The following is a 26416-nucleotide window of genomic DNA, read 5'->3' on the forward strand; positions in this document are numbered from 1 at the left end:
GAGATCCTGAGGACTCCACCCGTGACCGTAGCGGCCACACCGGCACCCTCGCCCGCCACCGCGGGCGAGCAATCCGGCGTACGCCTGGCGCGGTCGCGCCGCAACGCCGAGCTGTACCTGCTGCTGCTCGCGATGGTGCTGGTGGCCGCGTACGGGGCGACCGTCGAGGCGAACCTGCTGGACACGGTCACCCCGGACTTCTGGATGCCGGCCGCCGCGCTCGGCGCGGTCTTCCTCGGCCTGCACCTGGTCATCCGGTTCCTCGCCCCGTTCGCCGACCCGGCGCTGCTGCCGGCGGTGGCCCTGCTCAACGGGCTCGGGGTGGGCTTCCTGCGCCGGATCGACCTGGGCGACGCCCCGGTGACCGAACGGGAGAGCCTGGCCGTCTTCGCGGGGCAGGGCGGGCGCCAGCTGGCCTGGACGCTCGGTGCGGTGATCCTCGCCGCCGCCCTGCTCGCGATCATGCGCGACCACCGGTCGATCTCGCGGTACGCGTACACCCTGGGCCTGGCCGGCATCGTGCTGGTGATGCTCCCGGCGGTGCTGCCGTCGAGCATCTCCGAGAAGAATGGCGCCAAACTGTGGATCGATGTCGGCCTGTTCTCCATCCAGCCGGGTGAGTTCGCCAAGCTCGCGCTGCTGGTCTTCTTCGCCTACTACCTGGTGCGCAAGCGTGAGGTGCTGTCGCTGGCCAGCCGGCGCTTCCTCGGCATCGACTTCCCGCGGGGCCGCGACCTCGGCCCGGTGGTCGGCGTCTGGCTGATCAGCGTCCTGGTGCTGGTCTTCGAGAAGGACCTGGGCACCTCGCTGCTCTACTTCGGCATGTTCGTGGTGACGCTCTACATCGCCACCGAACGGGTCAGCTGGCTACTGATCGGCCTGGTCCTCTTCTTCGGCGGCGCCTACCTCGCCTACTTCCTCGGTTCGACGGTCGGCGGGCCGTTCGCCAACTTCTACGTGCGGGCGGAGATCTGGCTCGACCCGTTCGCCGACCCGACCAACAAGGGCTACCAACTCGTGCAGGGCCTGCTGGCCCTGGGCACGGGCGGGCTCTTCGGTGCCGGGCCGGGCGGCGGTCAGCCGGAGATCCTGCCCGAGGTGCAGAACGACTTCATCTTCGCCGGCATCGGTGAGGAGATCGGCCTCTTCGGCCTCTCCGCGCTGCTGGTCGTCTACCTGCTCATCGTGGAGCGTGGGCTGCGTGCCGCGCTCGCGGTACGGGACTCGTTCGGCAAGCTGCTCGCCGGCGGTCTCGCGTTCACCCTCGGCCTCCAGGTCTTCGTGATCGTCGGCGGGATCAGCAAGCTGATTCCGCTGACCGGTCAGACCACCCCGTTCCTGTCCGCCGGTGGGTCGTCGCTGATGGCCAACTGGCTGCTCATCGCGGTGCTGCTGCGGGTCTCCGACGGCGCCCGCCGACCGGTGACCGGAGGAGGCGGCGGTAAGGCGGCTCGCCCCAGCGGTGGCCCGCCCGAGCAGCTGCACGGTGCTCCCACGGAGGTGATCAAGCCGTGAACGCACCCCTGCGCCGCGTTGGCGTCGTCGTCATGGTCCTGTTCGGTCTGCTCTTCGCCAACCTCAACTGGATCCAGGCCTACAAGGCGGATGAATACCGGACCAGCGACTACAACGGTCGGGTCCAGGTCGCCGAGTACGACCGCAAGCGCGGAAACATCGAGGCTGGCGGCACGGCCCTGGCCACGAGCAAGGAAACCACCGGCAACCTGAAGTTCCTGCGCACCTATCCACTCGGCGCCAAGTACGCCCATGTGCTCGGCTACAAGCCGGTCAACCTGGCCGACCAGGGCATTGAGCGGGTGGAGAACGACTTCCTGGCCGGCACCAGCGACCAGCTGATCGGCGACCGGTTGAAGGACATGTTCACCGGCGACGACACCGGCGGCGGCAACGTGTTGCTCACGCTCTCGAAGCGGGCGCAGGACGCGGCGTACGACCAGCTCCGCAACAACGAGGTGGGCGCGAAGCGGGGCGCGGCGATCGCCATCGATCCGCGTACCGGCGCGATCCAGGCGCTGGTCTCCATGCCGAGCTTCGACCCGAACCCGCTGGCCAGCCACGCCACCAAAGAGGCAACCGCGGCGTACAACAAGCTGGAACAGGACCCGGAAGGTCCGCTGAAGAACCGCGCACTTTCCGAGACGCTGCCGCCGGGCTCCACCTTCAAGATCGTGGTCGCCGCGGCAGCACTGGAGAACGGCGTCACCAAGTCCACCGAGATCCCGGCCGGTTCCAGCTGGACCCCGCCCACGTCGGGCACCCCGATCCGTAACGCCGCCGCCTCGATCTGCCCGGAACGGCAGGTCACCCTGCTGGAGGCGGTCACCGAGTCGTGCAACACCGGCTTCGCCCAGCTCGGCGTGCGGCTCGGCGCCGAGACTCTCAAGGAGAAGGCCCGCCAGTTCGGCTTCGAGCAGGACGACCTGACCGTCGGCCAGCTCGGCGAGGGTGGCCTGCCCACTGCGCCCAGCCGGACCGGGGACATCAAGAACCCGGACGGCAGCACCGACCAGGCCGCACTGGCCCAGTCCTCGATCGGCCAGAACAACGTCCGGATGACCCCGCTCGAAGGCGCCATGATCGCCGGCTCGATCGCCAACAACGGCAGCCAGATGCGGCCGTACCTGGTGCGGCAGCTGCTCGCTCCGGACCGGACCACCAGCTACTACACCGCGAAGGCGCGGGAGCTGCGCCAGCCCGTCGAGCCGCAGGTCGCCACCGACCTGCGCGAGATGATGGTCAGCGTGGTCCGGAACGGCACCGGCAAGAGTGCCGCGATCAGCGGCTACACGGTCGGCGGCAAGACCGGCACCGCCCAGTCCGCCCCGGACCGACCCGACCACGGCTGGTTCATCGGCTTCGCCCTGGACAAGAACGGCAACCCCGTCTCCGCGGTCTGCGTGATGCTGGAGCAGGCCGGCCCCGGCGGTAGCGCCGAGGCCGCTCGGATCGCCGGCCAGATCATGAAGGCCGCCATCGCCGACCCAGGGGGTCGCTGACATGCTCAGCCCCGGCGTGCAGCTTGGCAACCGCTACCGTCTCGACGAGCGGATCGCCAGCGGCGGCATGGGCGACGTCTGGCGCGGCACCGACCAGGTGCTCGGCCGGACGGTCGCGGTGAAGAGCCTGCTCCCCGCCCTGCTCGACGACCCGGACTTCGGCGAGCGGTTCCGCGGCGAAGCCCGCACCATGGCCACCATCAACCATCCCGGCGTGGTGGACGTCTACGACTTCGGCAACGACCAGCAGATCGCCTTCCTGGTCATGGAGTACGTCGAGGGTGACGCCCTGTCGTCCACGTTGAGCCGGGTCGGCCGGCTCACTCCGGCCCGGACGATGGCCCTCGTCGCCCAGGCCGCCGACGCGCTGCACGCCGCGCACGAGAAGGGCATCGTGCACCGCGACGTTAAGCCGGGCAACCTGCTGGTCCGGCCGAACGGCACGCTGGTGCTGACCGACTTCGGCATCGCCCGCTCCGACATGGTCAGCCAGCTCACCGCCGCCGGTTCGGTGCTCGGCACCGCCTCGTACATCTCGCCGGAGCAGGCCACCGGCGGCGTGGCCACTCCCGCGTCCGACGTGTACGCCCTCGGCGTGGTCGCCTACCAGTGCCTGGCCGGTCGGCGGCCGTTCGAGGGCGACAACCCCCTCGACATCGCGATGCGGCACGTCCGGGAGACGCCCCGGCCCCTGCCGGCCGACATCCCTCCGCAGGTGCGCGCCCTTGTCGAACGGGCGTTGGCGAAGGACCCGGCCGCCCGCTGGCCGAGCGCCGCCGCACTCGCCGGGGTCGCCCGTCAGCTCAAGGCCGCGCTCTCCCAGCAGGCCCGGGCCGGCACCAACTCCGGGCCGGTCTCCGCGGCGCCCGCCTCTCCCGCCGCCCCCGGCCGGGCCCAGGTGCCGCAGGCACACCAGATGCGTCCGCCGACTGCCCGCCCGCCGGTGGCCGGGCCGAGGCCGACCGCTGTCGCGCCCGCCCAACAGCCACGCCCCACCGCCGTCGCGCCGGCCGTCCAGCCCGCCCGTCCGCAGGGCGCACCGAACGGCTACCCACGCGGGGCGGCGGCGGTGCCGTCCGGGCCACCCCGCCAGGAACACCCGCCGGCGTACGTCCGGCAGGCCGGCCCGGTGACGCCGTCACCCCAGCCCCAGCGGTCCCGGCCTGGGATGGTGCTTCTCGCCATCCTGCTGGCCGTGCTGGTCCTGCTCTGCTCTGGCGTGATTTCCTACAACCTACGGAAGCAGTCGCAGGCCGGTGTATCCGCCGGGCTGGCGCCGCGCACCGTGGCGTCCGGCGCGCTACGACTCGACGGGCGCGACGATCCGACCCGGACGTCGTACCGTCGGGAGGTACGACTCCAGCCGGGCAACGGCGGGACGACGACGAGCGAAGGACGACAGACGCGATGACAGCGCAGGCCCGCCTGCTCGGTGGCAGGTACCAGGTCGGCGAGCTGCTCGGCTATGGCGGCATGGCCGAGGTGCACCGTGGTCGCGATCTCCGGCTCGGTCGGGACGTCGCGATCAAGATGCTCCGCACCGACCTCGCCCGGGACGCGACGTTCCAGATGCGGTTCCGTCGGGAGGCGCAGAACGCCGCCTCGCTCAACCACCCGGCCATCGTGGCGGTCTACGACACCGGCGAGGAGACCGCGCCGACCGGTGAGACGCTGCCGTTCATCGTCATGGAGTTCGTCAACGGGCGGACCTTGAAGGAGGTCCTCGGCGCCGAGGGGCGACTGCAACCGCGCCGTGCGCTGGAGATCTGCGCCGACATGTGCGCCGCACTGGAGTTCAGCCACCGGCACGGCATCATCCACCGGGACATCAAGCCCGGCAACGTGATGCTCACCCAGACCGGCCAGGTCAAGGTGATGGACTTCGGCATCGCCCGGGCGCTGGCCAGTGGCGCGACCACCATGACGCAGACCAGCGCGGTCATCGGCACTGCGCAATATCTTTCCCCGGAGCAGGCACGCGGCGAGGCCGTCGACGCGCGCTCCGACGTGTACGCGGCCGGCTGCGTGCTCTTCGAGCTGGTCTGCGGGCACCCGCCGTTCGTCGGGGACAGCCCGGTCAGCGTCGCGTACCAGCACGTACGGGAGACGCCGCCGACGCCGAGCGACATCAACCCGGACGTCACCCCGGCCGTCGACGCGATCGTGCTCAAGGCGCTGTCGAAGAACCCGCTCAACCGCTACCAGAGCGCCGGCGAGATGCGGGCCGACCTGCTCCGCGCCGCCGCCGGCCGGCCCGTGCTGGCCACCCCGGTGCTGCGCGAGGCGGAGACTGTGGCAATGGCGCCGGCCGGCGGCGGGGGCGGTTACCCGGCTTCCGGCCGTGGGCAGCAGACCGGGCAGATCCCGGCCCGGGTGGGCGACCCCCGTCAGCGCAAGGCGTCCTCCTGGCTGATCGCGATGTTCAGCGCGGTGGGCGTACTGGCGGTGATTGCCCTGGTCGCCGCCCTGCTCTGGAACCAGCAGAAGGACAATGACCTGAAGTCGGTGCCCACCCTCACCGGCAAGACCCGGGATGTGGCGATCGCCGAGATCCAGAAGGCTGGTCTGTCCGCACAGGTGGGTGACCCGGTGCTGGCAAGTGACTGCACAGAGGGCACTGTCGTCAAGCAGAACCCCGTGCCGACCACGCAGCTGGAGCAGAACCGTACGGTCACCATTCAGATCTGCGGTGGCAAGCCCGAGGTGCGAGTTCCCGCCGGGCTCAAGGGCAGCAAGCGGGACAGCGCCATCGCCCGGCTCAATGAGGCAAAACTCACGTTCGAGATCAAGACGGTGGACGACGAGGCGAGCCAGGACGAGGTTCTCGACGTCGACCCGCCCTCGGGCGAGAGCGTTCCCGAAGGCACGAAGGTGAAGCTCACGGTCTCGAACGGCAAGGTTCGTGAGGTGCCGGACGTCGTCGGACTGGGCCAGGAGGAGGCCACCCGCGTCCTCAAGAACGCCGGCTTCGTTGTTGTCGTGAACGACGGGCCGGAGGTGCCTGCCGCCCAGGCGGGGAAGGTCACCGACCAGAGCCCGAACGGCAACGAGAAGAAGCCCAGCGGCACGAGGGTGACCATCAAGGTGAGTCAACCGGAGCCGGAGACCGACCCGACGCCCACCGGGACGCCGACGTCCACGCCGACGGGCACGCCGACCACTCCCGGTAACGGGGGCGGCATCGGTCTGCCGTTCCCGCCCCCGCCGGGCCGGCCCCAGGACTAGGCCGCCCGCGGGCATCGGCATGACCGAGGCGGAAACGTCCCCGGTCGGGGCGGTACGGCGGTGGCCTCGCCGCCTCCGCCGGTTGGCCGTCGCCGGCCTCGTCGTGCTGGTGCTCGCCAGTCTCCCGTGGCTGTGGACGACGCTCGCCGCACGCGGCCACCTGTACGCCGCCGCCGACGCGCCGGCCGCCGACGTGGTGATCGTGCTCGGCACCGAGGTGGCGGCCGATCGGCAGCGGCCGGGGGACCGTCTCGCCGGGCGCCTGGACACCGCCGCCGAGTTGGTGGCCAGTGGGCGGGCCACTGTCGTCCTCGTGTCGGGCGACGGGGGCGGGGCGTCAGGTGACGAGCCGGCGGTGATGACGACGTACCTCTCCGAGCGGGGCGTCGAAAGGCGTCGGGTGGTGGCCGACCCGTTCGGCCTGGACACCTACGACAGTTGCGCGAGAGCGCGCGAGGTGTACGGCGTCGAGCGGGCCCTGATCGTCACCCAGTCGTACCACCTGTCCCGGGCGGTGACGCTGTGCCGGCAGCTCGGCCTCGACGTCGACGGGGTGACTGCCCGCTGCGACGGCTGCGGCGCTGCCCTGCTCGCCGAGAAGTCGGTTCGGGACTACTTCGCCAGTGGTAAGGCGGCGTGGGACGCGGTGCGCGACCGGCCGCCGGCGGTGCGTTCGCCAGTGGACCCCGCGATCCAGAACGCGCTGCGGGGCTGATCCGGCCGGCATCGGCTCCCCGACAATCTGGGTGACCGGGCCCTGACGTCCGGGCCTCAGGTGGTGGCGAAGGCTGCTAGGCGACGCGCGTTGACCTCGGCGGCCAGCGCGGGTGCCCGCTCCAGCGCCTCGGGGTGACCGCAACTGGCCAGCCAGTTGGCCAGCATCAGGTGACCGCCCTCGGTGAGCACCGACTCCGGGTGGAACTGGACGCCCTCGATGGGCAGCGTCCGGTGCCGCATCGCCATCACCACGCCGGAGCCGGTCCAGCCGGTGACCTCCAGCTCGTCGGGGAGCGTCTCGGGCAGCACTGCGAGCGAGTGGTACCGGGTGGCGGTGAACGGGTCGGGCAGACCGGCGAGTACGCCGACCGAGTGGTGTCGTACCTCGGAGGTCTTGCCGTGCAGCAGCTCCGGGGCGCGCGTCACGGTCGCACCGAAGGCTTCGCCGATCGCCTGGTGGCCGAGGCAGACGCCGAAGATCGGGAGCTTGCCCGCGTACTCCCGGATGACGTCCAGGCAGATGCCGGCGCGGTCCGGGCTGCCCGGTCCGGGCGACAGCAGGATGCCGTCGGCGCCAACAGTGCCCACCTCGGCGACGTCGATCTCGTCGTTGCGACGGACCTCGCAGTCCACGCCGAGCTGGCCCAGATATTGCACGAGGTTGAAGACGAAGGAGTCATAGTTGTCGATCACCAGGACGCGCATTGTCACCTGCTCGGGGAGGGAGGCGCGGAGTTGTTCTGGTCGGTGTCGTACGGCAGCTCGTGCTCGTCGCCGGCCGGGGTCTCCCCGGTCACCGGGTCGCCGCCGCCACCCGTCTCAGCGGGTACGCCGGACTCGACCTGTACGTCGTCGAAGGGCAGCAGGGGCTCCGCCCAGGGGAAGGCGACATACCACAGCAGGGCCACCGTGGCGGCCAGGAGCAGCACCGAGCCGGTCACCTTCCCGACCACGCCGAACGGCAGCTTGCGCCAGATGAACGCGTACATCGGGTCAGCCTCCCAGCTCCGCCGGGCGGCCCGCGGACTTGGGTTGGGTGCGGTCCAGTTCGGCGTGGATGATCAGGCGCTGGTAGTTGTCGAACTTCGGGTTGCACGTGGTGAGGGTGAGCATCCGTTTGGTCGCCTTCTTGTCCGGCTCGCCGGGCACCGGCGCCACCACCTCGACCTGGGTCGGTCGGACGATCCGGGACTGCGACACCCGGTAGACATACCAGTCGGTCTTGCTCTCGACCACTATCGAGTCGCCCTCGTCCAGCTCGTCCAGCCGCCAGAAGGTGGCCCGGTTGCGGTGGCCGGCGACGGAGAAGTTGCCCACCTGGCCGGGGAGCGCGCTGGTCGGGTAGTGGCCCGGGGCGAAGCGGATGTCCTGCTGAGTGACGCCCTCGACGACGACCCAGTTCTTGTCGAGCTTGGGGATGTAGAGGCCCGCGAGCGGCTTTCCGCGTACCGGTGGGGACGGTTTGACGCTCGGGCCGACCGACGGGACCACCGTGGGGTCGTCGGTCGGGCCCCACTCCTGGGCCAACTGGTTGTTGAGGTCGTTCTGGTGGGCGTCGACGATGGCCGACTTGCCCCAGACCTCGTAGCCGGCGAAGAGCAGAACCACCAGGCCGAAGGTGATCAGGATTTCGCCGGTGACGCGGACGCCGGTGCGCAGTCGCGAGCCGAACGACGGGCGGGTCAGCTCGGAGTAGACGCTCTTGTAGCCCTCGCCGGTCTGGTGCGGTCGGAGTTGCACCACCCGCTCGCCGCGTCGGGGTTGGGGAGGGTCGGCGGGGTTGTCGTCCGCCGGCTCATCCGGGACCGCCGTGCGGGGGACGGCACCCATCAACGCTGTCGAGTCCATGGTCGGCGGCCTGCTGGCAGGTGTGGCGGGCACCGCCGGAATCAACGCCGTGGCGGCCGGGTCCGCGCCGCTCGGCGGGACTCGTCCCGGCCCGTTCGGCGGGACCCGGCTCGGCCCGGTCGACGCGAAGCCATCCGGCCCGGCCGCTGCGACGCGGTCGGGGGCGGCCGGGGAGACCGGCGTGGCCGGGGAGCCGGTGGGTCGGGCGGGCCGGGCGCTGACCTGGGGAATGTACGCCGTCGGCGAGTCGGCCAGCGGCGGCGTCGAGGGGCCGGAGGAGACAGGCCGGCTCGGCGTGCCGGAGGTCGCCGGCCGGGCCGGCATCGGCATCCCGCCGGGTGTGGCCGGGCGGGTCGGTGCGGCACCAGGTGGGTTGCCGACGCCCGGTGGGCGGGTCGGTGCGGCGCTGGGCGCGGTCGGTCGGGTGGACGCGGCGCTGGGCGCGGGGGGCCGGGTCGGGGCGTTGCCGGGGGCAGCGGGCCGAACCGGGCCCTGGTTGCTGGCGGTCGGCCGGCCGGAGGCGGTCGCGGGGGGAACCCCGGCGCCGCTGTGTGAGCCTGGCCCGGCAGCTGCGCTGCCCGGCCAGGGCGGCGGCGCTTCGACGCCCGGGCGCCCCGGGGTCTCGGTCGGCTGGGGTCGAGTGGCGCTCGGCTGCGGCGGCTGCTCGGCTCGCGGGGGATGCAGCACCGGCTCGGGCCAGTTGCTGGCCGGAGTCGGTCGGCCCGGTGCAGACTCGGGCCGGTCGAACTTGGGCAGGAAGGCGGTCGGCTCGTCGGTCTGGTCCCGGTGTCGCCCGTCGCGTCGCTCGTCCGGCCCGCTCACTTGGGCACCGTAGCCGAGCGCAGGGCTGTGGAATCCTCGAATGCGGGAACTCGCACCTCGGAGGCCGTCTCCTTGTAGCCAAGCTGGTAGTCGTCGACCGCGTCCTTGAACAACCGGACTCCCTGAGAGCTGGCGAGGGCCTGCTGGAGGGCAGCGGGATCGCCGATCGCTACGATCTTGAACGGGGGGGAGTACACCCGGCCGTGAAGTAGCAGGGTGTTACCGACGCAGCGTACCGCGCTGGTGGTGAGCACGCGGACATTCATGATTGACATGGCCTCGGCTCCGCCGGCCCAGAGCGCGTTGACCACCGCCTGAACGTCCCCCTGGTGCACCACCAGGTCGTCGTTGCTGGCGTCCGACTGCGTCTGGTCCAGCTGTGGCGCGTCGTTCAGCTCGACGGTGACCCCGGGCCCGCCGAGGGCGGTGAACCCGGCGTTCTGGAGGCTGCCCTGGGCGCGATTCTGCTGATCCTTGATCGGGGCGTCCGAGCCGGCCAGGGTGTTGGTCCGTTGCTCGACCTCGCCGCGCAGCGTGGCGGCGCGGCGCTCGCTGGCGGCGACCTGTTCGCGGCGGTCCTCGATGAGCTGGTTGAGCTGGGGGCGCCGGTCCTCCCGGAGAGCGGTGCCGCCCGCTGTGGTCGCGGTGGTGGTGAAGAGCAACCCGGCCGCTGCGGCGATCAGGGGCACCCCGATCGACCAGCCCGGACGGCGTTGGCGAGGTCGCCGGGGCAGCAGCCCGGCAGCGGCCCGTCGGAGGACCTTCTGCCAGGAGGTCGCGCCGGATGTGTACTCCACCGAGCGTTCCTTCCGCGTGTCGGGGATCAGTCCGTGCCGGCTGGGCCGGTACGAATAGTTCCGCCTCTTTCGGTCACTCCGTGCACCGGCCTGACCCCATTCGTGGTCCGGGCGGCCAATCGGGACTACGCTAGCTCTCGAACATTATTGGCCATGGACCGTCGCCCCCGCGCCCGGTTGTCAGGCCGGACGAGGTCGTCACCCCTCTGGAGAGCGCCGTGCCCAAGTCTCAGGTCCGTAAGAAGAAGGTGTACACCCCGCCGACGGACGTCCGTCCGACGACGACGTCGTCGTCGCGCAAGCCTAGCCCCGTGTGGTTGCCGGTCACCGCTGTCGCCTTGATCGTCGTCGGGATCGGCTGGCTGGTTCTCTACTACCTGTCCGAGCAGGAGTACCCGGTCATGGCGTGGGGTTACTGGAACCTCGCCGTCGGCTTCGGTGCGATGGTCGCCTCGCTGGCGTTGCTCTCTCGCTGGCGCTGATCCGACAGACCGTCGCGCCGGCGGTCCCACGTCACCCCGCCGAGCCCCTGCCCAGCAGGATCGGGTGGGGCCCCCTATGGTGTGCGCAGGCAGCGCGGCCTACTGCGAGATGACTCACGTTACCGCTGGGTAACCTTCGCGTAGGCTGCACTGCATGACCGAGCAGAGCGAGGTCATCAGGCAGCAGACCGGGGAGGCCAACTCGATGGGCAGCGTCCAGATCGTCACCACGATCCTCGCGGCCGCCATCACCGCCGTGGCGGTGTGGCTTGCGGTGCGTGCGGTCCTGAAGATGGTGGCAGTCATCCGGCTCGGGCAACCCGCGCCGGAGCGGTTCTCCGACAAGGTCGCCCGCGCCAGGACGATGCTGGTGGAGACCGCCGGCCACACCCGGATGCTCAAGTGGGGCGTGGTGGGCGCCGCGCACTGGTTCGTGATGGTCGGCTTCGTCGTGCTGTCGCTGCTGGTGCTCGAGGCGTACTTCGAGGTCGGCACCACCGACGGCGGTCTGCCGATCATCGGGCACTGGACGATCTTCGGTCTGGTCACCGAGATCATCGGGGTGCTGAGTCTGGTCGGCATCCTGGTGCTGATGGCGATCCGGCTGCGCAACCGGCCGACCCGCCCGGGCGGGAGGTCCCGGTTCACCGGCTCGACCATGTGGCAGGGCTATTTCGTCGAGTGGATCGTGCTGCTGGTCCTGATCTTCGGCTTCGTGATCCGGGGCTTCAAGGTCGCCACCGACCACTTCGAGTTCCCGTTCTGGGCCACCCCGGTCAGTCACGCGGTCGGTGCGGTGCTGCCCGACTGGGCTGACGGCGTCAGCGTCGCCGCAGCCATCAAGATCATTATTTCGATGACGTGGCTGATCGTCATCTCCCTGAACGTCACGATGGGCGTCGCCTGGCACCGCTTCCTGGCGTTCCCCAACATCTTCTTCAAGCGGGAGCCGGCCAAGCCGGCCGGCTCCGGTCTCGGCGCGCTGCGGCCGATGACGAGCCAGGGCAAGCCCCTCGACTTCGAGGAGGCCGACCCGGAGAAGGACCAGTTCGGCGTCGCCCACGTCGAGCAGTTCAGCTGGAAGGGTCTCCTGGACTTCAGCACCTGCACCGAGTGCGGTCGCTGCCAGTCGCAGTGCCCGGCCTGGAACACCGGCAAGCCCCTGTCGCCGAAGCTGCTGGTGCTGAGCCTGCGCGACCACGCGTACGCGAAGGCGCCCTACCTGCTGGCCGGCGGCGGCAAGGATCTGACCGGCGAGGAGAGGGCCACTCAGGCGCAGCTCGCCCACCTGGACGTGCTGGCCCTCGCCGAGGCCGACAAGCCGTTGATCGGCACCGCCGAGGAGGGCGGTGTCATCGACCCGGACGTGCTCTGGTCCTGCACCACCTGCGGCGCCTGTGTCGAGCAGTGCCCGGTGGACATCGAGCACGTCGACCACATCGTCGACATGCGCCGCTACCAGGTGCTGATCGAGTCGAGCTTCCCCTCTGAGGCCGGCGTGATGCTGCGCAACCTGGAGAACAAGGGCAACCCGTGGGGCGCCCCGCCGAACACCCGCGAGGACTGGACCAAGGGCTTGGACTTCGAGGTGCCCCGGTTCGGCGAGGTGGACGACTTCGAGTACCTGTTCTGGGTCGGCTGCGCCGGCGCGTTCGAGGACCGGGCCAAGAAGACCACCCGCGCGGTGGCCACGCTGCTCAACGAGGCGGGCGTGACGTTCGCGATCCTGGGCGAGGGCGAGACCTGCTCCGGCGACCCGGCGCGACGGATCGGCAACGAGTTCGTCTTCCAGATGCTCGCCCAGCAGAACGTGGAGACGTTGAACGAGGCGTTCGAGGGCCGGGACAGGGCCAAGCGCAAGATCGTCGCGACCTGCCCGCACTGCTTCAACACCCTGGGCAACGAGTACGGGCAGCTCGGCGGGGAGTTCGAGGTGGTCCACCACACCCAACTGCTCGCGCACCTGGTCGCCACCGGCAAGCTCACGCCGGTGCAGCCGGTCGACGGCGGCGTCACCTACCACGACCCCTGCTACCTGGGTCGACACAACCGCGTCTTCGCGGCCCCCCGGGAGGTGCTCGGCGACGCCATCGAGGGCGAGCTGACCGAGATGCCGCGTAACAGCGAGCGCTCCTTCTGCTGCGGTGCCGGCGGCGCCCGGATGTGGATGGAAGAGAAGATCGGCAAGCGGATCAACGTGGACCGGGTTGAGGAGGCCATGGCCACCGGGGCGAAGACGGTGGCGGTCGGCTGCCCGTTCTGCTCGACGATGCTCAACGACGGGGTCAACGGCAAGGGCGCCGGCGAGCAGGTCGAGGTGATCGACGTGGCGAGCGTGCTGCTCCGTTCGGTCAAGCCCGAGCAGCCGCAGGGCGGCAAGGAGACCGCGCCGATCGGCGGCTGAGACGCGTACCCCTGGGATCTGTTCAGCGACGGCGGCGGCCCCTGAGGGCCGCCGCCGTCGTGCAAGAATCTCGCCGAGGTGAGGCGACATCGACGGCCTACTCTTGACGACGTTGTTGCCCCTGGTCGGCTTCGTAGCCCTGACCGCGGGCAACGCGTTCTTCGTCGCGGCCGAGTTCGCCCTGGTCACGGTCGATCGGGCGGAGATCGACCGGCGGGCCGCCGCGGGCGACCAGGCCGCCCTGACGGTACGCACGGCGTTGCGCGAACTCTCCTTCCAGCTCTCCGGGGCGCAGCTCGGCATCACCATCACCGCGCTGCTCACCGGCTACCTGGCCGAGCCGGCCCTGGCCCGGCTCTTCACCCCGCTGCTGCGCCCGCTGGCCGGAGACAGCACCGAGCGGCTCACCCCGTTCATCGCGTTGGCCCTGGCCACGCTGATCTCCATGCTCTTCGGCGAGTTGGTGCCGAAGAACGCGGCGTTGGCCCGGCCCATGCCGGCGGCGCTGGCGACGGCCGGCCCGATGCACACGTTCTCCCGGACGTTCGGCTGGGTGATCCGAGGGTTGAACGGCTCGGCGAACCGACTGGTCCGGGCACTCGGCGTGGAGCCGCAGGAGGAGTTGGCCAGCGCCCGCTCACCGGAGGAACTGGGCCTGCTGGCGGGCATCTCGGCGCGGGCCGGCGCACTGCCCACCGACACCGCGATGCTGCTGCGTCGCACCATCCGCTTCGGTGACAAACGGGCAGCGGAGGCGATGACCCCCAGGGTGGACGTGGTCGCGCTGCGCGCCACGGCCACAGTGGCCGAGCTGCTGGAGGAGTCGCGGCGGACCGGGCGGACCCGCTTCCCGGTGTACGAGGAGACCCTGGACCTGGTGACCGGTGTGGCCGGTGTGCCCGACGCGCTGGGCGTGCCGCTGCCCGAGCGCGCGTCGACCCGGGTCGGCTCGGTGGCCCGCGAGCCGGTGTACGTGCCGGAGAGCCTGAACTTGGACGGTGTCCTGGCCGCGCTGAAGGCGGCCAGGGCCGACCTGGCCATCGTGGTCGACGAGTACGGCGGCACGGACGGCGTGGTGACCGTCGAGGACCTCGTCGAGGAGCTGGTCGGAGAGATCGCCGACGAGTTCGACCCGGCGAGCGTGGACGACCACGGGTCGGCCGAGCTGACAGTGCCGGGCGGTGAGCGCACAGTGCTGGTCGACGGTGTGCTCCGCTCCGACGAGTTGGCCGAGCAGACCGGCTTCCGGCTGCCCGAGGGGCCGTACGAGACGTTGGCCGGGTTCCTGATGGCCCAGCTCGGGCACATCCCGCTCGCCGGCGAGACGGTCGAGACGGGCGGCTGGGAGTTCACAGTGGTCGAGGTGGAGCGGCACCGGATCGAGCAGGTCCGGGTCTTGCGCCCGGCGGATCCGGACGACGATGACTGAGCTACTGGTGACAGTGCTGCTACTGCTCGGCAACGGGTTCTTCGTGGGCAGCGAGTTCGCGCTCATCGCGTCCCGCCGGACGGTGATCGAGCCGCTGGCCGCCGGGTCGAAACGCGCCCGCTGGGCGTTGTCGGCGATGAACCAGATCCCGTTGATGATCGCTGGCGCGCAGCTTGGCATCACTGTCTGCTCGTTGGGTCTGGGCGCGATCGCCGAGCCGGCGTTGGCCCACCTGCTGGAGCCGCCGTTCCACGCGGCCGGCCTGCCGGAGCGGGCGGTGCACCCGGTGGCGTTCGTGCTGGCACTGGGCGTGGTGGTCTTTCTGCACACGGTCGTCGGCGAGATGGTGCCGAAGAACATCACGCTTGCCGGTCCGGAGGTCTCCGCGCTCTGGCTCGGCCCGGCGATGCTGGCATTCTGTGTGGCCACCAAACCGTTGTTGCTCGCGATGAAATGGGCGGCACGACGGGTGCTCGCGTTCTGGCGGATCGAGGCGTCGGAGGCGGTGAAGACGGTGTTCACCGCCGAGGAGTTGGCCGGGTTGGTCTCTCAGGCGCGGACCGAGGGGCTGCTCGACGCGGAGCAGCACGCGCGGATCACCGGCGCGCTGGCCCTGCACGCGCGGACGGCGGCGGACGCGCTGCAACCGTGGTCGACGGTGGTGACGGTGGCCGAGGACGTGTCGCCGGCGTCACTGGAGGTGCTGGCGACCCGGACCGGCCGGTCCCGGTTCCCGGTGGTGCAGCGGTCGACCCGTCGGGTGCTCGGCTTTGTGCACGTCAAGGACGTGCTCGGCTACTCCGGGCAGGGTCGCCGGTCCCCGGTGCCGGCCGACGTCTACCGGCCGCTGGCGGTGGTGCCGCCGGAGCGTACGTTGGCCGATTTGCTGCTGGCCATGCGCCGCGAGCGGCGGCACATGGTGCTGGTCAGCGACGGGCGACGGCCGCTCGGTGTGGTCACTCTTGACGATGTATTGACCGCAATCGTTGGTTGATGGACCAATACCCATGGTGTGCAAGCGGTTGCACGACAGTGATGGTTACCGCGCTCGCCTTGATTACCGCCTCAAGCTTCCCTAATGTGGGGCACCGACCGCTGTGGGTCGTCTGCCTCGGCCCTTCCCTCACGCGAGGCGCCCGGCGGTCGGTTGCAAAGGAGTCGGTGCCGGTGGCAACCATGCCCCCTCATCGTCACGACCTGAACGCGTCTGCTCGCTCTGGCGGCTTGCGCCGCGCCGCGCACCGGGTGCTGATCCTGGTCGCCGCGGCGGCGGTCGGCGCCGGTCTGCTGACCGCGCCGGCACATGCCGCGCCCACGGTCGACGAGATCGAGGCGCAGATCGACAAGAAGTGGGAGCAGTTGGAGCCCACCATCGAGCAGTACAACAAGGTCCGGGCGCAGCTGAAGGTCAACCGGCAGAAGTCGGCGGACCTCCAGAAGAAGATCGAGCCGCTGGCGCTGCAAAGCGAGATGGCGCTCAACCGGGTCGGCGACCTCGCCTCCCGCTACTACATCTCGGGCCCGTCGCACGACATTGGCGCGCTGCTGGTCAGCGCCAAGCCGGACACGCTCACCGAGCAGCTCACCATCCTCGACCGGCTCGCTTCGCAGGAGCGCAAGCAGGTCGAGGGCGTGCTTGCCGTGCGGGCCAAGTACGACGGCGAGAAGCAGAAGCTGGACGCGCTGATCGTCACCCAGACCAAGCAGCAGAACGAGCTGGCGGCCAAGAAGAAGCAGATCGACGCCGAAATCAAGCAGCTCGAGGCGTCGATGCCCAAGACCACGGTCAAGACCGCTGCCTGCCCGACCATCAACGGGGTGTTCAGCGCAGCGGCACGCACCGCGATCAAGACCGCCTGCGGCAAGGTCGGCAAGCCGTACGTCTGGGGTGCCACCGGGCCGAACTCGTTCGACTGCTCGGGGCTGACCCAGTACGCCTACAAGGCGGCCGGGATCTACCTCACCCACCACACCGGTGACCAGTGGAACGAGGGCAAGGCCGTCTCGCGAGCCGATGCCCGCCCCGGTGACCTGGTCTTCTTCTTCTCCGGCCTGAGTCACGTCGGGCTGTATCTGGGGAACAACACCATGGTGCACGCGCCACGTGCCGGTAAGCCGGTGCAGGTGTCCAGCATCAACACCATGCCTGTCGCCGGGTTCCGCAGACCTGGCTGACCCACCTCGCGCAACACGAAGGCCCCCGGTCACCGACCGGGGGCCTTCGTGGTTCTCAGCGGGGCGCGCCGACCGGGGACGGCAGCAGCTGCACGTCGGCGAGGTCGACGTACATGATCCGGTGGCCGAACTGGATCTGCGCGTACCGGTTCTTGCCGCGAATCACCGTCCAGTCGCCGGGCGAGGAGCCGTCGAACGTGCTGGCCCGGTAGTACTCGCCGGCCAGCACCGCGCCGACGGCGTACCGCTGCCCGGCCGCCAGGGTGTACTGGAGCGGCGAGATTGTCTGGTAGGGCACCCCTTCCGGGTACGCGGACTGCTCCGGGTACGCCCGTCCGTAGACCGGAATGGTGGTCCGTCCGGGCTTCGGCGTGGCCACCACGCCGACGGTCCAGCTGGCGGTCGGCGCGGACGCCGGGTTGTGGAACCAGGCCCGCTGCCCGAGGTACCAGATCGCCGTCCAGTCGCCCTGTCGTCCGGCCAGCGCGTACGTCTGCCCGGCGGACGCCCGGGCCCCGTGGTCCGACACGACCATCGTGTTCGGGCTGCCGTCCGGACGGAGCGCGATGTCGTTGACCAGCGGCGCGTCCGCGGACGGCGCGCTGCGCAGCACCACCGACGAGGAGCCACGCGGCGCGCAGGGCACGCCCGCGGTGACGCAGCCGGTGAACGCCGGCTGGTTGGTGGCGTAGTCCGGGTCGATCCGGACCAGCCCGGTGGCCGGGGTGCCGGTGTCCAGTCGAGGTGCGTGCAGCAGGTCGAAGTAGTGCGTCCAGTCCCAGTACGGGCCCGGATCCCAGTGCATCCCCCGCACGTTCGAGGCGATGGTGCCGGGCACGTTGTCGTGGCCGATGATGTGCTGGCGGTCCAGTGGGATGCCCAGCCGCAGCGCCAGGTGCCGGACCAGCTTCGCCGAGGTCCGGTACATCGCCTCGGTGTACCAGGTGCCCTGCGCCGCGAAGCCCTCGTGCTCCAGCCCGATCGACTTCGCGTTGACGTACCAGTTGCCGGCGTGCCAGCCGACGTCCTTGGTCTTCACGTGCTGGGCGATGTGCCCGTCGACCGAACGCAGCGAGTAGTGCCAGCTCACGTAGGTCGGATCCTGGACGAGTTGCAGGGTCGTGGCCCAACTCGCCTCGGTGTCGTGGATGACGATGTACTCGATCTTCTGCCGCGCGGGTCGGTCGGAGAGGTCGTGGTTGCCGTAGTCCCCGTCGCCGAACGCTTCGTAGGGCGCCGGGATCCATTCGCAGGAGATGGTGCGGGGGCACTCCACACCGTCCGGGCGGGCCAGCCGGCGCAGGCCCAGCCGGTCCAACCAGGAACGCTCGGGCCGTACCGCACGGGCCGGCAGGGTGATCCGCTGGCCGTCGTCGGTCACCCGGGCTTCGCCAGCGCCGATGGTGGTGAAGACCTCGTCGGCGAAGGCCGCCGCGGCGTCGGCGCTGTCCGCGCCCGAGTAGCGGGCCACCGCGCCGTACCAGGCCGCCGGGTCGGTGTCCGCGCCGACCGGCGCGCCCAGATCCCTCTGGTACGCGCTCAGCAGCGCGGCCCCACCCCGGATGTTGAGGCCCGCGTCGGTGCGCAGTGCCTCGGGGGTGGCGCCGGTCAACGCGGCGGCGGCGTCAACGGTCTGCAACGCGGCGGTGGACGGCGCGGGGGCCTCGACCGGGCGGGGCGCGGGCACCCGGGCGGGACGGGAGTCGTCGCCGCGTGGATCCTCGGCACCGGCGTCGTGGTGGCCCCGCCCGGGTAGGGCGGCCACGTGCCGGGCGTCGGTCAAATGCATCGGGCCGTAGCCGCCACTGGTGCTCGGTGTGCCGGCGTTGGTGTCCCAGCGCGACTCCAGGTAGGAGACGCCGAGCAGCACGACGGCCGGCACTCCGTACTCGGTGGCCGCTGCGGCGTACTGCTGCTGGCGGTCGGTGGTGGGCGCGGCGGCGGCCGGGCCGACGGAGAGTGGCACCGTTGTCGCGGCGGCGACCACTGTGGCGGCGAGCAGTGCGCGCCAGCCGGCCGACAGGGTTGGATGGTGCATCGAACCCCCTAGATTCTCGCGGAGTGAGGTCAGGTCACCATCGCGCCGTCCGGGAGGTCACGTCAATACCTTTCTATCTATCGAAGTGGATGGAAAGAATTCTTCACACACTGTCGGTGACCTCGTCCAATCCGTACGGAGTGTCACGGCCGCACGGGTTGCGGATCGGTAACAGGCGTCTCTACTCTGGTCATTTGTCGGCCCGACAGCAGCTCCGCCCAGCCCGGGCGGTAACGGACCGACACCGCCGAGTCGTTTCCGAGCGAACCGGGGACCCAGGTCCCTCGGGGTGAATCCGCAGCCACTGCGGTAGGGCGCCGACTTCCCGCCCGAACCCGTCAGCTAACCCGGTAGGCGGTCAGGAAGAAGGAGTACGAGACCCCGGTGGCACTCCATGCCCCGCGGCCGTCGTCCGAGCGGTCGGCATCAGCCGGCCCGACGTCGATCGTGCCGCGCCCACGCTGGTCCCGCTTCACCACCGCTCTCGCCGCGCTGGCCGGCATCGCCGTCGTCCTGACCGGCAGTGCCACGGCGGCCCACGCCGACCCGTCCGTCGCCGAGATCGAGCGCCAGATCGACGCCGACTGGAACAAGCTCGAACCGATCATCGAACGGCACAACGCCACCCGCACCGACCTCGCCGCGAAGCGCAAGCAGGCCGACGCGCTGGCCGCCCGGATCACTCCGCTGGAGCGCCAGGTCGACGCCGCGATGGACAAGGTCAGCGCCCTGGCCGTACGCGCCTACAAGGGCGAGAACGTCTCGACGGTCAACGCGGTGCTGGGCAGCCGGTCGCCCAGCGAGGTCGTCGGCCAGCTCGAAATGCTCGACCGCTTCGCGCACAACCAGCAGAAGGACGTACGCCAGGTGGCCGACCTGCGCGACCAGTTGGCCGCGCAGAAGGCGCCGCTGGACGAGATGGTGGCCCAGCTGACCCGCACCGAAGCTCAGCTGGCGGCGAAGAAGAAGCAGATCAACGACGAGATCGACCGCCTGCAGAAGCTGCGTCTCAAGGTGTACGGCAGCGGCGGCGGCGGTCCACTGCGCCCGGCGCCCTGCCCGGGCAGCTACCCCGGCGGCGCTGCGGGCACCGCTGTCAAGTTCGCCTGCGCACAGATCGGCAAGCCCTACGTCTGGGGTGCCGAGGGCCCGAATTCGTACGACTGCTCCGGGCTGATGCTGGCCGCCTGGGCGAAGGCCGGCGTGTCGCTGCCGCACAACGCCGCCGCGCAGAGCCGGGTCACGAAGAACGTCAGCAAGGGCGACCTGCGCCCCGGCGACCTGGTCTTCTACTACAGCGACATCCACCACGTCGGCATGTACGTCGGCGGCGGCTGGGTGGTGCACGCCTCGCAGGCCGGTCAACCGGTCAAGATGAAGAAGGTCGATGACGGCCCGATCCACAGCTACGGCCGCCCAGGCTGACCCTGGGTGACCGAAGGGCCCGTCGCGATTCGTCGCGGCGGGCCCTCGTCGTCTTGTTGCTAGCGGGTGAACCTCAGCGGGTGGGCCAGGTGCGCCAGTGCTGCCAGGCGCGGCTGGGTGTTGGCCCCCGCTGGCCCTGGTAACGCGAGCCGTAGACCACCGAGCCGTACGGGTGCTCGGCCGGCGAGGAGAGCCGGAAGATGCAGAGCTGCCCGATCTTCATGCCCGGCCACAGGGTGATCGGCAGGTTCGCCACGTTCGAGAGTTCCAGCGTCACGTGGCCGGAGAATCCCGGGTCGATGAAGCCGGCGGTGGAGTGCGTGAGCAGCCCGAGCCGCCCCAGGGAGCTCTTGCCCTCCAGCCGGCCGGCGAGCTGGTCACCCAGCGAGATGACCTCCAGCGTCGAGGCGAGCACGAACTCCCCCGGGTGCAGCACGAACGGCTCACCGTCGGGGACCTCGACCACCGATGTCAGGTCGTCCTGCTGCATGGCCGGATCGATGTGGGTGTAGAGGTGGTTGTTGAAGACCCGGAACAGCCGGTCGAGTCGGACGTCGATGCTGGACGGTTGGACCAGGGTGGGCTCGAACGGTTCCAGGCCCAGCGTGCCGGCCTTGATCTCGGAGACCAGGTCGCGGTCGGAGAGCAGCATCGGACCACCATAGCCGCGCTGCCAAAAGTGGCCGGATTCGGTGCCGGTGACCAGCGCGTCGAGGTCGCTGCTCGTACATTTGTTCGATAGAATGCCCACATGGCTTCCTGGTCCGAATTCGCCGCCGACGAGCCCCGACTCGCCGACGGGATCCGCGTTCTCCTCCAGCAATACGGGCCGGGCTTCGGCTATCTGGCCACGGTCCGCGCCGACGGCGGGCCCCGCGTCCATCCGGTCTCCCCGGTCATCACCGCCGAGGGGCTGTTCTGCTTCATCATCGACTCACCCAAGCGCCGCGACCTTGAACGTGACGGCCGTTACGCGCTGCACTCGTTCCCTGCTGAGGAGAGCGACGACGAGGCGTACGTGGCGGGGCGGGCCCGTCCGGTGACCGATCCGGTCCGGGTCGCGCAGCTGGCGCAGAGCGCCCGGGCGGAGCCGCAGGTCGACTGGCGGCTCTTCGAGTTCACCGTCGACGTGGCGATGCTCACCCGCCGCGAGCAGCACATCGCGGGCATTCCGGGCCTCCCGCCTGGTCGGCCGGCCGTTCGGGTCTGGCTCGACCCAAACGCCCCGTCGGCGGTGGCCGCGCCCCTCGCCGTCCCGCAGGCGCGCCCGACCCGCCTCAGCCGTGACGTCCAGTACACGGCCGCCTGACCACAGTCGGAAGATCATCGGTGCCGGCTCCGTCGTACCGGAGTCGGCACCGGGCGTCCGCGCGGGCCCCGCGCCCCGCCACCCGGGAAGATCAACTCGGCTTCCGCAATATCGCGGTGTCCCGGCGATCCGGATGCCCCGACTTCCAGGAAACCGAGTGGATCAACACGGCGGCACGGTCCGCGGACAGCCGCGGCCGGCGGGGGTGCCTGGGTGCACGGGCCCGACGACTCGGGTACAGTGGTGCCGCTTGCGGGTGTAGTTCAATGGCAGAACATCAGCTTCCCAAGCTGACAGTGCGGGTTCGATTCCCGTCACCCGCTCCACTGCGAAGGCCCTGGCCAGGACGAGAGTCCCAGCCAGGGCCTTCGATGCTGTTGCGGCCAGCAGCGCTCGCGGCCGACAAGACCCTGAACGCCCCGAACCCCGGCCGTCCGTGCGTTAACCTCGCTGGCCCTCCACAGCGTTCAAGTGGTGGGAGGTACACACACGATGCAACGACCTCGGGACCTGGTGCCACCGGAAGGCTTCGCCGAGTTCGTCGCGGCGCGCTCCGATGCACTGCTGCGTTCGGCCTGGTTGCTTACCGGTGATGCCGGGCGGGCCGAGGACCTGTTGCAGACGGTCCTGGCGGACGTCTGGCGGCGCTGGGCCACGATCAAGAGTGCCGGGCATCCCGAGGCGTACCTGCGCCGAGCGTTGTTCACCACCTACGTCTCGTGGTGGCGGCGCTGGCGCAGTGAGATTCCGAGCCAGCCACCGGACGAGCCCTCCCGTGGCGACATGGCCGGTGAGTCCGCCGATCGGGACGCGGTACGCCGCGCGTTGGCCCGGCTCAGCCGGCAGCAGCGGGCGATCGTGGTGCTCCGCTACGTCGAGGACCTGACGGTGCAGCGGACAGCGGAAGTGCTCGGCTGCTCGCACAACACGGTCAAGGTGCAGGCCTTCCGTGCCCTACGGATTCTGCGTACCGATCCGAATCTTGAGCTGTTCGCCGCCTGGAGGTCGAGAAGTGACGCGTGAGGATGAGGACATCAGGCTCCTGTTGACCAACGCCGTACCCCCGCTGACGCCGCCACCAGATCGGGTTGTCGAGGTGGCCAGGCGGGTCCGCCGGCACCGGCAGCGCCTGATCGGGAGCGCCGCGCTCGCCGTTGCCGTTGCCGTGGCCGTTGGGCTGGGCGTCGGAGGGGCGCAGATCCTCACCGATGGCAACCGTGCCCCCTCGATGGCGGGCGATTCCGGCGGACAGGGGCAGTGGACTTCGTGCGTCGAGGCTGCACCGGAGATGGTCAAGCGCGGCTTCAATGTCCGGACCGAGGAGGCAGCCGCCCTGCCCCGCCTCGGCGATGACTTCATCCCCGCCGAGGCCGTCATCTGCCGGCTGGAGCAACGCGCTAACGGGGGCGAGGACGTGCTGGTGGCGGAACAGCGCAGCGACGACGCCGCCGCTCTCGCCGCCCTCGCCGCCGTGCTCCGCCTGCCTGATGCGCCACAGAATCCCGGCGGCCTCTGCCGGGCGAACCTGCAGATGGCGCCCTGGCTCGCGCTCGTCGACGCGGAGGGCCGGTGGACACGGCCCGGCATACCACTCGCTACCTGCCACAACCATCTCCCCGACACGGTCAGTGAAGCCCTTCATGCCCTGCCGCTGACCACCGTGGCAACCCATCAGCTCGCCGAGTCGCCCACGGCGGGCTGCGACATGACAGCGCTGGCGAGGACGAGCGACCCTGACGCCCGTCCCGGGGCCCTGCCGGAGCCGCTCCCCGCCGGGCAGCAGGTCCGCCTCTGCGTCTACGACGTGCCGGAGAATCGGCAGGGAAGCCGCATGCCAGCCGGCGACTTCGCGCACGGGACGGTGCTGCCGGAGGACCGACGGGCAGCGATCGAGGGTGCGCTGCGCTCGTCCGGGCCGGCGAACCCGTGCAACACCCACGCCAGCCGCTTCGCGGTGCTGAGTCCGTTGACCGGCAGCGGTCCGCACACCTACGTCGAACTCGACGGCTGCCGTCGAGTCACAATGGGAGCCGCTCCTGATCCTGTGATCAACGCGCAGGGCGACGCCGCACTGATCGCGCTGATCGACAAGCCGTGACCTGTTGGGCGGGGCGTCCGGGGAAATCCGGCCACCGGCCGCGCCTGGAGGTCATGCCGAGATCGCTTGTAGCCCGTACCAGCCGCCGCTAAGGGTGGGTGCCCAACCGGAACTCACAGACGGTGCGCCACGGGCTGACGTCAGGTGTTCCGGCGATGAGCCGGACCCTGTCGACGGCCGCGTTGATCGGCAGGTGCGCGGAGACAGTTTCCGCGGCGTGGCTCAGCACGGGCTTGGCGGCGTCGTGACCAATGGTCAGGTGCGGCACCACGTCGCTGTGCGCCCCGGCGTACGGGGGTGCCTCGGGAAACCGTTGCCACACTGCCTTGGTGAGGTCGCGGAAGGGCAGGTCTGGCTGCGGGGCAAGCCAGACGACCGCGTCACCGAACCAGTCGACGTGCGTCAGTGCGACGTCGAACCGTGGTATCCCGGCAAAGGTCTCGCGCAGCGCCGCCAGGGCCTGCTCATTGATCTGTTGCGGCGACAGGAACGGGTAGAGGACGGTCACGTGCGCCGGCACGCCCCACGAGGCGGCCGGGTCGAGCGATGACCGGAACCGGCCCACCGCGTCCTCGGCCTCGGGTATCGGCACGATGAGCGCCGTCTGTGTCGGTTCCATCCCTGCAGTTTCCAACCACGGCCGGTGCCGGTCCACCGGATTCACCACCCGCCGGGCGGTCCGCACCCACCAAACGTCGGGCAGCAGGAGAGTCAGACAGGCGTGGTGTGCAGGAACCCTTTTAGTTCCGAGAACGCATTCGGGCAGCGAGAAAGGACGGCCGTTCGGTGAGGCGGGCGTAGGCGTCCTCGTTGACCTTGCGGAGTTCGACGCGCGGCCGTGGCTCGACGAGCTTCTCCAGTAGGAATCCGGCGTCCAGGAGTTCGCCGAGGAATGTTTCCAGCGTCATCCGCTGGAAGTGGAGGGCGCCCGGCCCGTGCGGCAGATCGACCCAGGAATCGTCGTAGTAGGAGCCGCCGAAGTGTCGCCAGTCAGCCGTCGGATGGGTGGTCGAGATGACGAGCCAGCCGGCGGGACGTAGCACCCGACGCATCTCGGTGAGCAACTGCCGCCGGTTCGTCAGATGGCCGATGACCAGCGCGCAGACGACCCCGTCGAAGGACGCGTCAGCGGCAAAGTCCAATGGCCGCTCCAGGTCGTGCAGGCGCAACTGCGCCTGAACGGCACGTGAGTGCGCATGGCGGAGCAGTGTGGCGCTTGCGTCGATGCCAGTCACCCGGGCGCCCCGCGCCAACAGTTCAGCCGCATAGTGACCGGCACCGCAACCGACATCGAGGATGTCCGTACCGGCGACGTCACCAGCGAGCGCCAGCATTGCCGGCCGATCGGTGTACGCGTTGTAGGGGCTGGTGGTCGCGTTCTGTGCGAAGAATTCACCGAGCTCGTCGTGGTACCCGGTCCCCGTCGGCATCCGAGCACGATCCCCGACCGCTCAGCGGATCCGCAACCGGTTTCGCCCGGCGGCACGCCCCTGGCCCTCATAGTTGTCGGAAAGCTCCTATCGGTAGTCGGCGAAGATGCGACGCTCCACGCCATCAACGGTGACCGGGCCGCCGTGGGGAAGGATCCACTGCGGTCTGGTGTGGCCGAATGGCACGCCAACGCAGATGACCGCTTCGGGGTTGTAGTGGTTCACCACGCTGACGACCGTGTCCCGCTGCTGCTCGCGGAGGCGTGCCCGATCCGCGGCCGCGGGTCGACGGTCGTGGTCGGAGACCGGCGGACGGGCGACCAGGACCGCGTCGACGGCGCTGAGGAGACCGCGTTCACCCAGTGATCGGACGATCCAGCCGACCTCGCGGGCGGGGAGAAGCTCCTCCGACGTCTCGATCATCAGAACCCCGCCGTTCACGACCTCCGGAGGAAACGGGAAGCGCCCCGCCGTCAGGATCCACTGGATGACGTCCAGACAGCCACCCCAGGTGGGGCCGGTGACTGCGCGGCGCGGCCCGTACCAGCTCCACGGCTCCGTCGGTTCGCGCTCTCCGAAGGACTTCAACGCCTGCGGATCTGCCCAGTCGATGCCGATGTCCTCGGACTCACCCGGATCGGTGATCTCCAGCCGCTCCCCGGTGAGTAACGCCGCTCGCAGCGACCGGACGTGGATGTCATCGACGGCAGGCCCGGGGCCAAGGTGCACCTGGGAGGATCCGCCGTAGAAGCTGGCGATACCGAGGCCCCACAGCCAGTGGTGCAGGTTGGTGTTGTCGCTGGTGCCGAGGAACGGCTTCGGGTCGGCTCGGGCCAGGTCGGCGTCCAGGTGGGGGATGACAGTGATCTGGTCGTCGCCTCCGACGACGGCGAGAATGCCGCGTACCTGGGGATCCGCGAAGGCGGCGTTGATGTCCGCCGCCCGCGCTGCCGCGCTCGCGCTTACCTGGCGGGTGGTGGGGTATTCGACCGGAACGAGGCCGGTCAGGTCGGCGAGCCGTCGCATGGCCTGCTCGTGGATCTCGGGATAGGCACCGGCCGCGGCGAAGGACGGCGACAGGACCGCGAGGCGGTCCCCCGGGCGGGCCTTTCGAGGACGAACAAGCTCATGCACCATGTCGAGATCCAACAGGTGTGCCAGCCGATGCGCATCTCATTTTGTAGGGGTTCCAGGAGAACC

At 70.3% G+C, this 26416-nt stretch carries 23 protein-coding genes, 1 tRNA gene and 1 riboswitch; of the genes, 15 read left to right on the forward strand and 9 right to left on the reverse strand.

Going from position 1 to position 26416, the window contains the following annotated elements; all coding sequences use genetic code 11:
• Positions 1-21 precede the first annotated feature (21 nt).
• From ACLJOK_RS16275 to ACLJOK_RS16295, 5 genes are read left to right on the forward strand one after another with little or no spacing between them, the layout of a single operon-like run.
• Entirely contained in the window at positions 22-1515 is a 1494-nt protein-coding gene (locus ACLJOK_RS16275) for an FtsW/RodA/SpoVE family cell cycle protein (RefSeq protein ID WP_410819683.1), read from the forward strand.
• A complete protein-coding gene (locus ACLJOK_RS16280) occupies positions 1512-3017 on the forward strand; it encodes a peptidoglycan D,D-transpeptidase FtsI family protein (protein ID WP_410819684.1) in 1506 nt (501 codons plus the stop codon). Before ACLJOK_RS16275 ends, ACLJOK_RS16280 begins: the two co-directional genes overlap by 4 nt.
• Before the next feature lies 1 nt (position 3018).
• Positions 3019-4428, forward strand: a complete 1410-nt coding sequence (locus tag ACLJOK_RS16285) for a protein kinase domain-containing protein (RefSeq protein ID WP_410819685.1) — start codon at positions 3019-3021, stop codon at positions 4426-4428.
• Complete coding sequence (gene pknB, locus ACLJOK_RS16290; RefSeq protein WP_410819686.1) at positions 4425-6242, forward strand: Stk1 family PASTA domain-containing Ser/Thr kinase; 1818 nt, start codon at positions 4425-4427, stop codon at positions 6240-6242. Before ACLJOK_RS16285 ends, pknB begins: the two co-directional genes overlap by 4 nt.
• A 19-nt stretch (positions 6243-6261) precedes the next feature.
• Complete coding sequence (locus ACLJOK_RS16295) at positions 6262-6957, forward strand: vancomycin high temperature exclusion protein (protein ID WP_410819687.1); 696 nt, start codon at positions 6262-6264, stop codon at positions 6955-6957.
• A 56-nt stretch (positions 6958-7013) separates the two neighbouring features.
• Here the strand turns inward: ACLJOK_RS16295 and ACLJOK_RS16300 are convergent, their stop codons facing one another.
• Genes ACLJOK_RS16300 through ACLJOK_RS16315 form a run of 4 tightly spaced genes read right to left on the reverse strand, consistent with a single transcriptional unit; the run spans position 7014 to position 10426 of the window.
• Positions 7014-7664, reverse strand: a complete 651-nt coding sequence (locus tag ACLJOK_RS16300) for an aminodeoxychorismate/anthranilate synthase component II (protein ID WP_410819688.1) — start codon at positions 7662-7664, stop codon at positions 7014-7016.
• A gap of 2 nt (positions 7665-7666) precedes the next feature.
• Entirely contained in the window at positions 7667-7948 is a 282-nt protein-coding gene (locus ACLJOK_RS16305; protein WP_410819689.1) for a hypothetical protein, read from the reverse strand.
• Positions 7949-7952: 4 nt separating this feature from the next.
• Positions 7953-9629, reverse strand: a complete 1677-nt coding sequence (locus ACLJOK_RS16310) for a class E sortase (protein WP_410819690.1) — start codon at positions 9627-9629, stop codon at positions 7953-7955.
• Entirely contained in the window at positions 9626-10426 is an 801-nt protein-coding gene (locus ACLJOK_RS16315) for a DUF881 domain-containing protein (RefSeq protein WP_238677552.1), read from the reverse strand. Before ACLJOK_RS16315 ends, ACLJOK_RS16310 begins: the two co-directional genes overlap by 4 nt.
• Positions 10427-10644: 218 nt before the next feature.
• Between ACLJOK_RS16315 and ACLJOK_RS16320 the strand changes: the two genes are divergently transcribed.
• From ACLJOK_RS16320 to ACLJOK_RS16340, 5 genes are all read left to right on the forward strand, one after another.
• Complete coding sequence (locus tag ACLJOK_RS16320) at positions 10645-10908, forward strand: cell division protein CrgA (RefSeq protein WP_350854895.1); 264 nt, start codon at positions 10645-10647, stop codon at positions 10906-10908.
• Positions 10909-11113: 205 nt separating this feature from the next.
• Positions 11114-13312, forward strand: coding sequence for a (Fe-S)-binding protein (locus tag ACLJOK_RS16325; protein ID WP_410821511.1), 2199 nt, complete (start codon positions 11114-11116; stop codon positions 13310-13312).
• A gap of 103 nt (positions 13313-13415) precedes the next feature.
• Positions 13416-14741: a hemolysin family protein gene (locus ACLJOK_RS16330; protein ID WP_410819691.1), complete on the forward strand. Its 1326-nt coding sequence runs from the start codon at positions 13416-13418 to the stop codon at positions 14739-14741.
• Positions 14734-15735: a hemolysin family protein gene (locus tag ACLJOK_RS16335; RefSeq protein ID WP_410819692.1), complete on the forward strand. Its 1002-nt coding sequence runs from the start codon at positions 14734-14736 to the stop codon at positions 15733-15735. The genes ACLJOK_RS16330 and ACLJOK_RS16335 overlap by 8 nt, the downstream gene beginning before the upstream one ends.
• Positions 15736-15902: 167 nt before the next feature.
• Complete coding sequence (locus ACLJOK_RS16340; RefSeq protein WP_410819693.1) at positions 15903-16916, forward strand: NlpC/P60 family protein; 1014 nt, start codon at positions 15903-15905, stop codon at positions 16914-16916.
• 55 nt (positions 16917-16971) lie between these two features.
• Here the strand turns inward: ACLJOK_RS16340 and ACLJOK_RS16345 are convergent, their stop codons facing one another.
• Positions 16972-18954 (reverse strand): N-acetylmuramoyl-L-alanine amidase, encoded by a 1983-nt coding sequence (locus tag ACLJOK_RS16345; protein WP_410819694.1) that lies wholly within the window; start codon positions 18952-18954, stop codon positions 16972-16974.
• Between the two features lie 235 nt (positions 18955-19189).
• A riboswitch (cyclic di-AMP (ydaO/yuaA leader) is annotated at positions 19190-19325 on the forward strand.
• Between the two features lie 13 nt (positions 19326-19338).
• On the opposite strand from ACLJOK_RS16345, the gene ACLJOK_RS16350 reads away from it, so the two are divergent.
• Positions 19339-20379 (forward strand): NlpC/P60 family protein, encoded by a 1041-nt coding sequence (locus ACLJOK_RS16350; protein WP_410819695.1) that lies wholly within the window; start codon positions 19339-19341, stop codon positions 20377-20379.
• Positions 20380-20452: 73 nt separating this feature from the next.
• Here the strand turns inward: ACLJOK_RS16350 and dcd are convergent, their stop codons facing one another.
• Positions 20453-21031 (reverse strand): dCTP deaminase, encoded by a 579-nt coding sequence (gene dcd / locus ACLJOK_RS16355; protein ID WP_089018323.1) that lies wholly within the window; start codon positions 21029-21031, stop codon positions 20453-20455.
• A 99-nt stretch (positions 21032-21130) separates the two neighbouring features.
• Here dcd and ACLJOK_RS16360 point away from each other — a divergent pair, with 99 nt between their 5' ends.
• The 4 genes from ACLJOK_RS16360 to ACLJOK_RS16375 all read left to right on the forward strand — a co-directional run bounded on the left by ACLJOK_RS16360 (position 21131) and on the right by ACLJOK_RS16375 (position 23786).
• The gene (locus ACLJOK_RS16360; protein ID WP_354943795.1) at positions 21131-21688 is read left to right on the forward strand and encodes a pyridoxamine 5'-phosphate oxidase family protein; all 558 of its coding nucleotides are present in this window, start codon (positions 21131-21133) and stop codon (positions 21686-21688) included.
• Positions 21689-21940: 252 nt separating this feature from the next.
• Positions 21941-22014: transfer RNA gene (locus ACLJOK_RS16365), tRNA-Gly, on the forward strand.
• Between the two features lie 166 nt (positions 22015-22180).
• Positions 22181-22711: a SigE family RNA polymerase sigma factor gene (locus ACLJOK_RS16370; RefSeq protein ID WP_410819696.1), complete on the forward strand. Its 531-nt coding sequence runs from the start codon at positions 22181-22183 to the stop codon at positions 22709-22711.
• Positions 22701-23786 carry a hypothetical protein gene (locus tag ACLJOK_RS16375; RefSeq protein WP_410819697.1) on the forward strand — a complete coding sequence of 362 codons (1086 nt, stop codon included), beginning with the start codon at positions 22701-22703 and terminating at the stop codon, positions 23784-23786. Before ACLJOK_RS16370 ends, ACLJOK_RS16375 begins: the two co-directional genes overlap by 11 nt.
• An 88-nt stretch (positions 23787-23874) precedes the next feature.
• Here ACLJOK_RS16375 and ACLJOK_RS16380 read toward each other — a convergent pair whose 3' ends face one another.
• The 3 genes from ACLJOK_RS16380 to ACLJOK_RS16390 all read right to left on the reverse strand — a co-directional run bounded on the left by ACLJOK_RS16380 (position 23875) and on the right by ACLJOK_RS16390 (position 26242).
• Positions 23875-24405, reverse strand: a complete 531-nt coding sequence (locus ACLJOK_RS16380) for a 2'-5' RNA ligase family protein (protein WP_410819698.1) — start codon at positions 24403-24405, stop codon at positions 23875-23877.
• A gap of 121 nt (positions 24406-24526) precedes the next feature.
• On the reverse strand, positions 24527-25216 hold the full coding sequence (locus ACLJOK_RS16385; protein ID WP_410819699.1) for a class I SAM-dependent methyltransferase: 690 nt from the start codon (positions 25214-25216) through the stop codon (positions 24527-24529).
• Positions 25217-25303: 87 nt separating this feature from the next.
• The gene (locus ACLJOK_RS16390; RefSeq protein WP_410821512.1) at positions 25304-26242 is read right to left on the reverse strand and encodes an LD-carboxypeptidase; all 939 of its coding nucleotides are present in this window, start codon (positions 26240-26242) and stop codon (positions 25304-25306) included.
• Between the last annotated feature and the right edge of the window lie 174 nt (positions 26243-26416).

This window comes from Micromonospora sp. 050-3 (assembly GCF_046549335.1).
Lineage (GTDB): Bacteria > Actinomycetota > Actinomycetes > Mycobacteriales > Micromonosporaceae > Micromonospora > Micromonospora trifolii.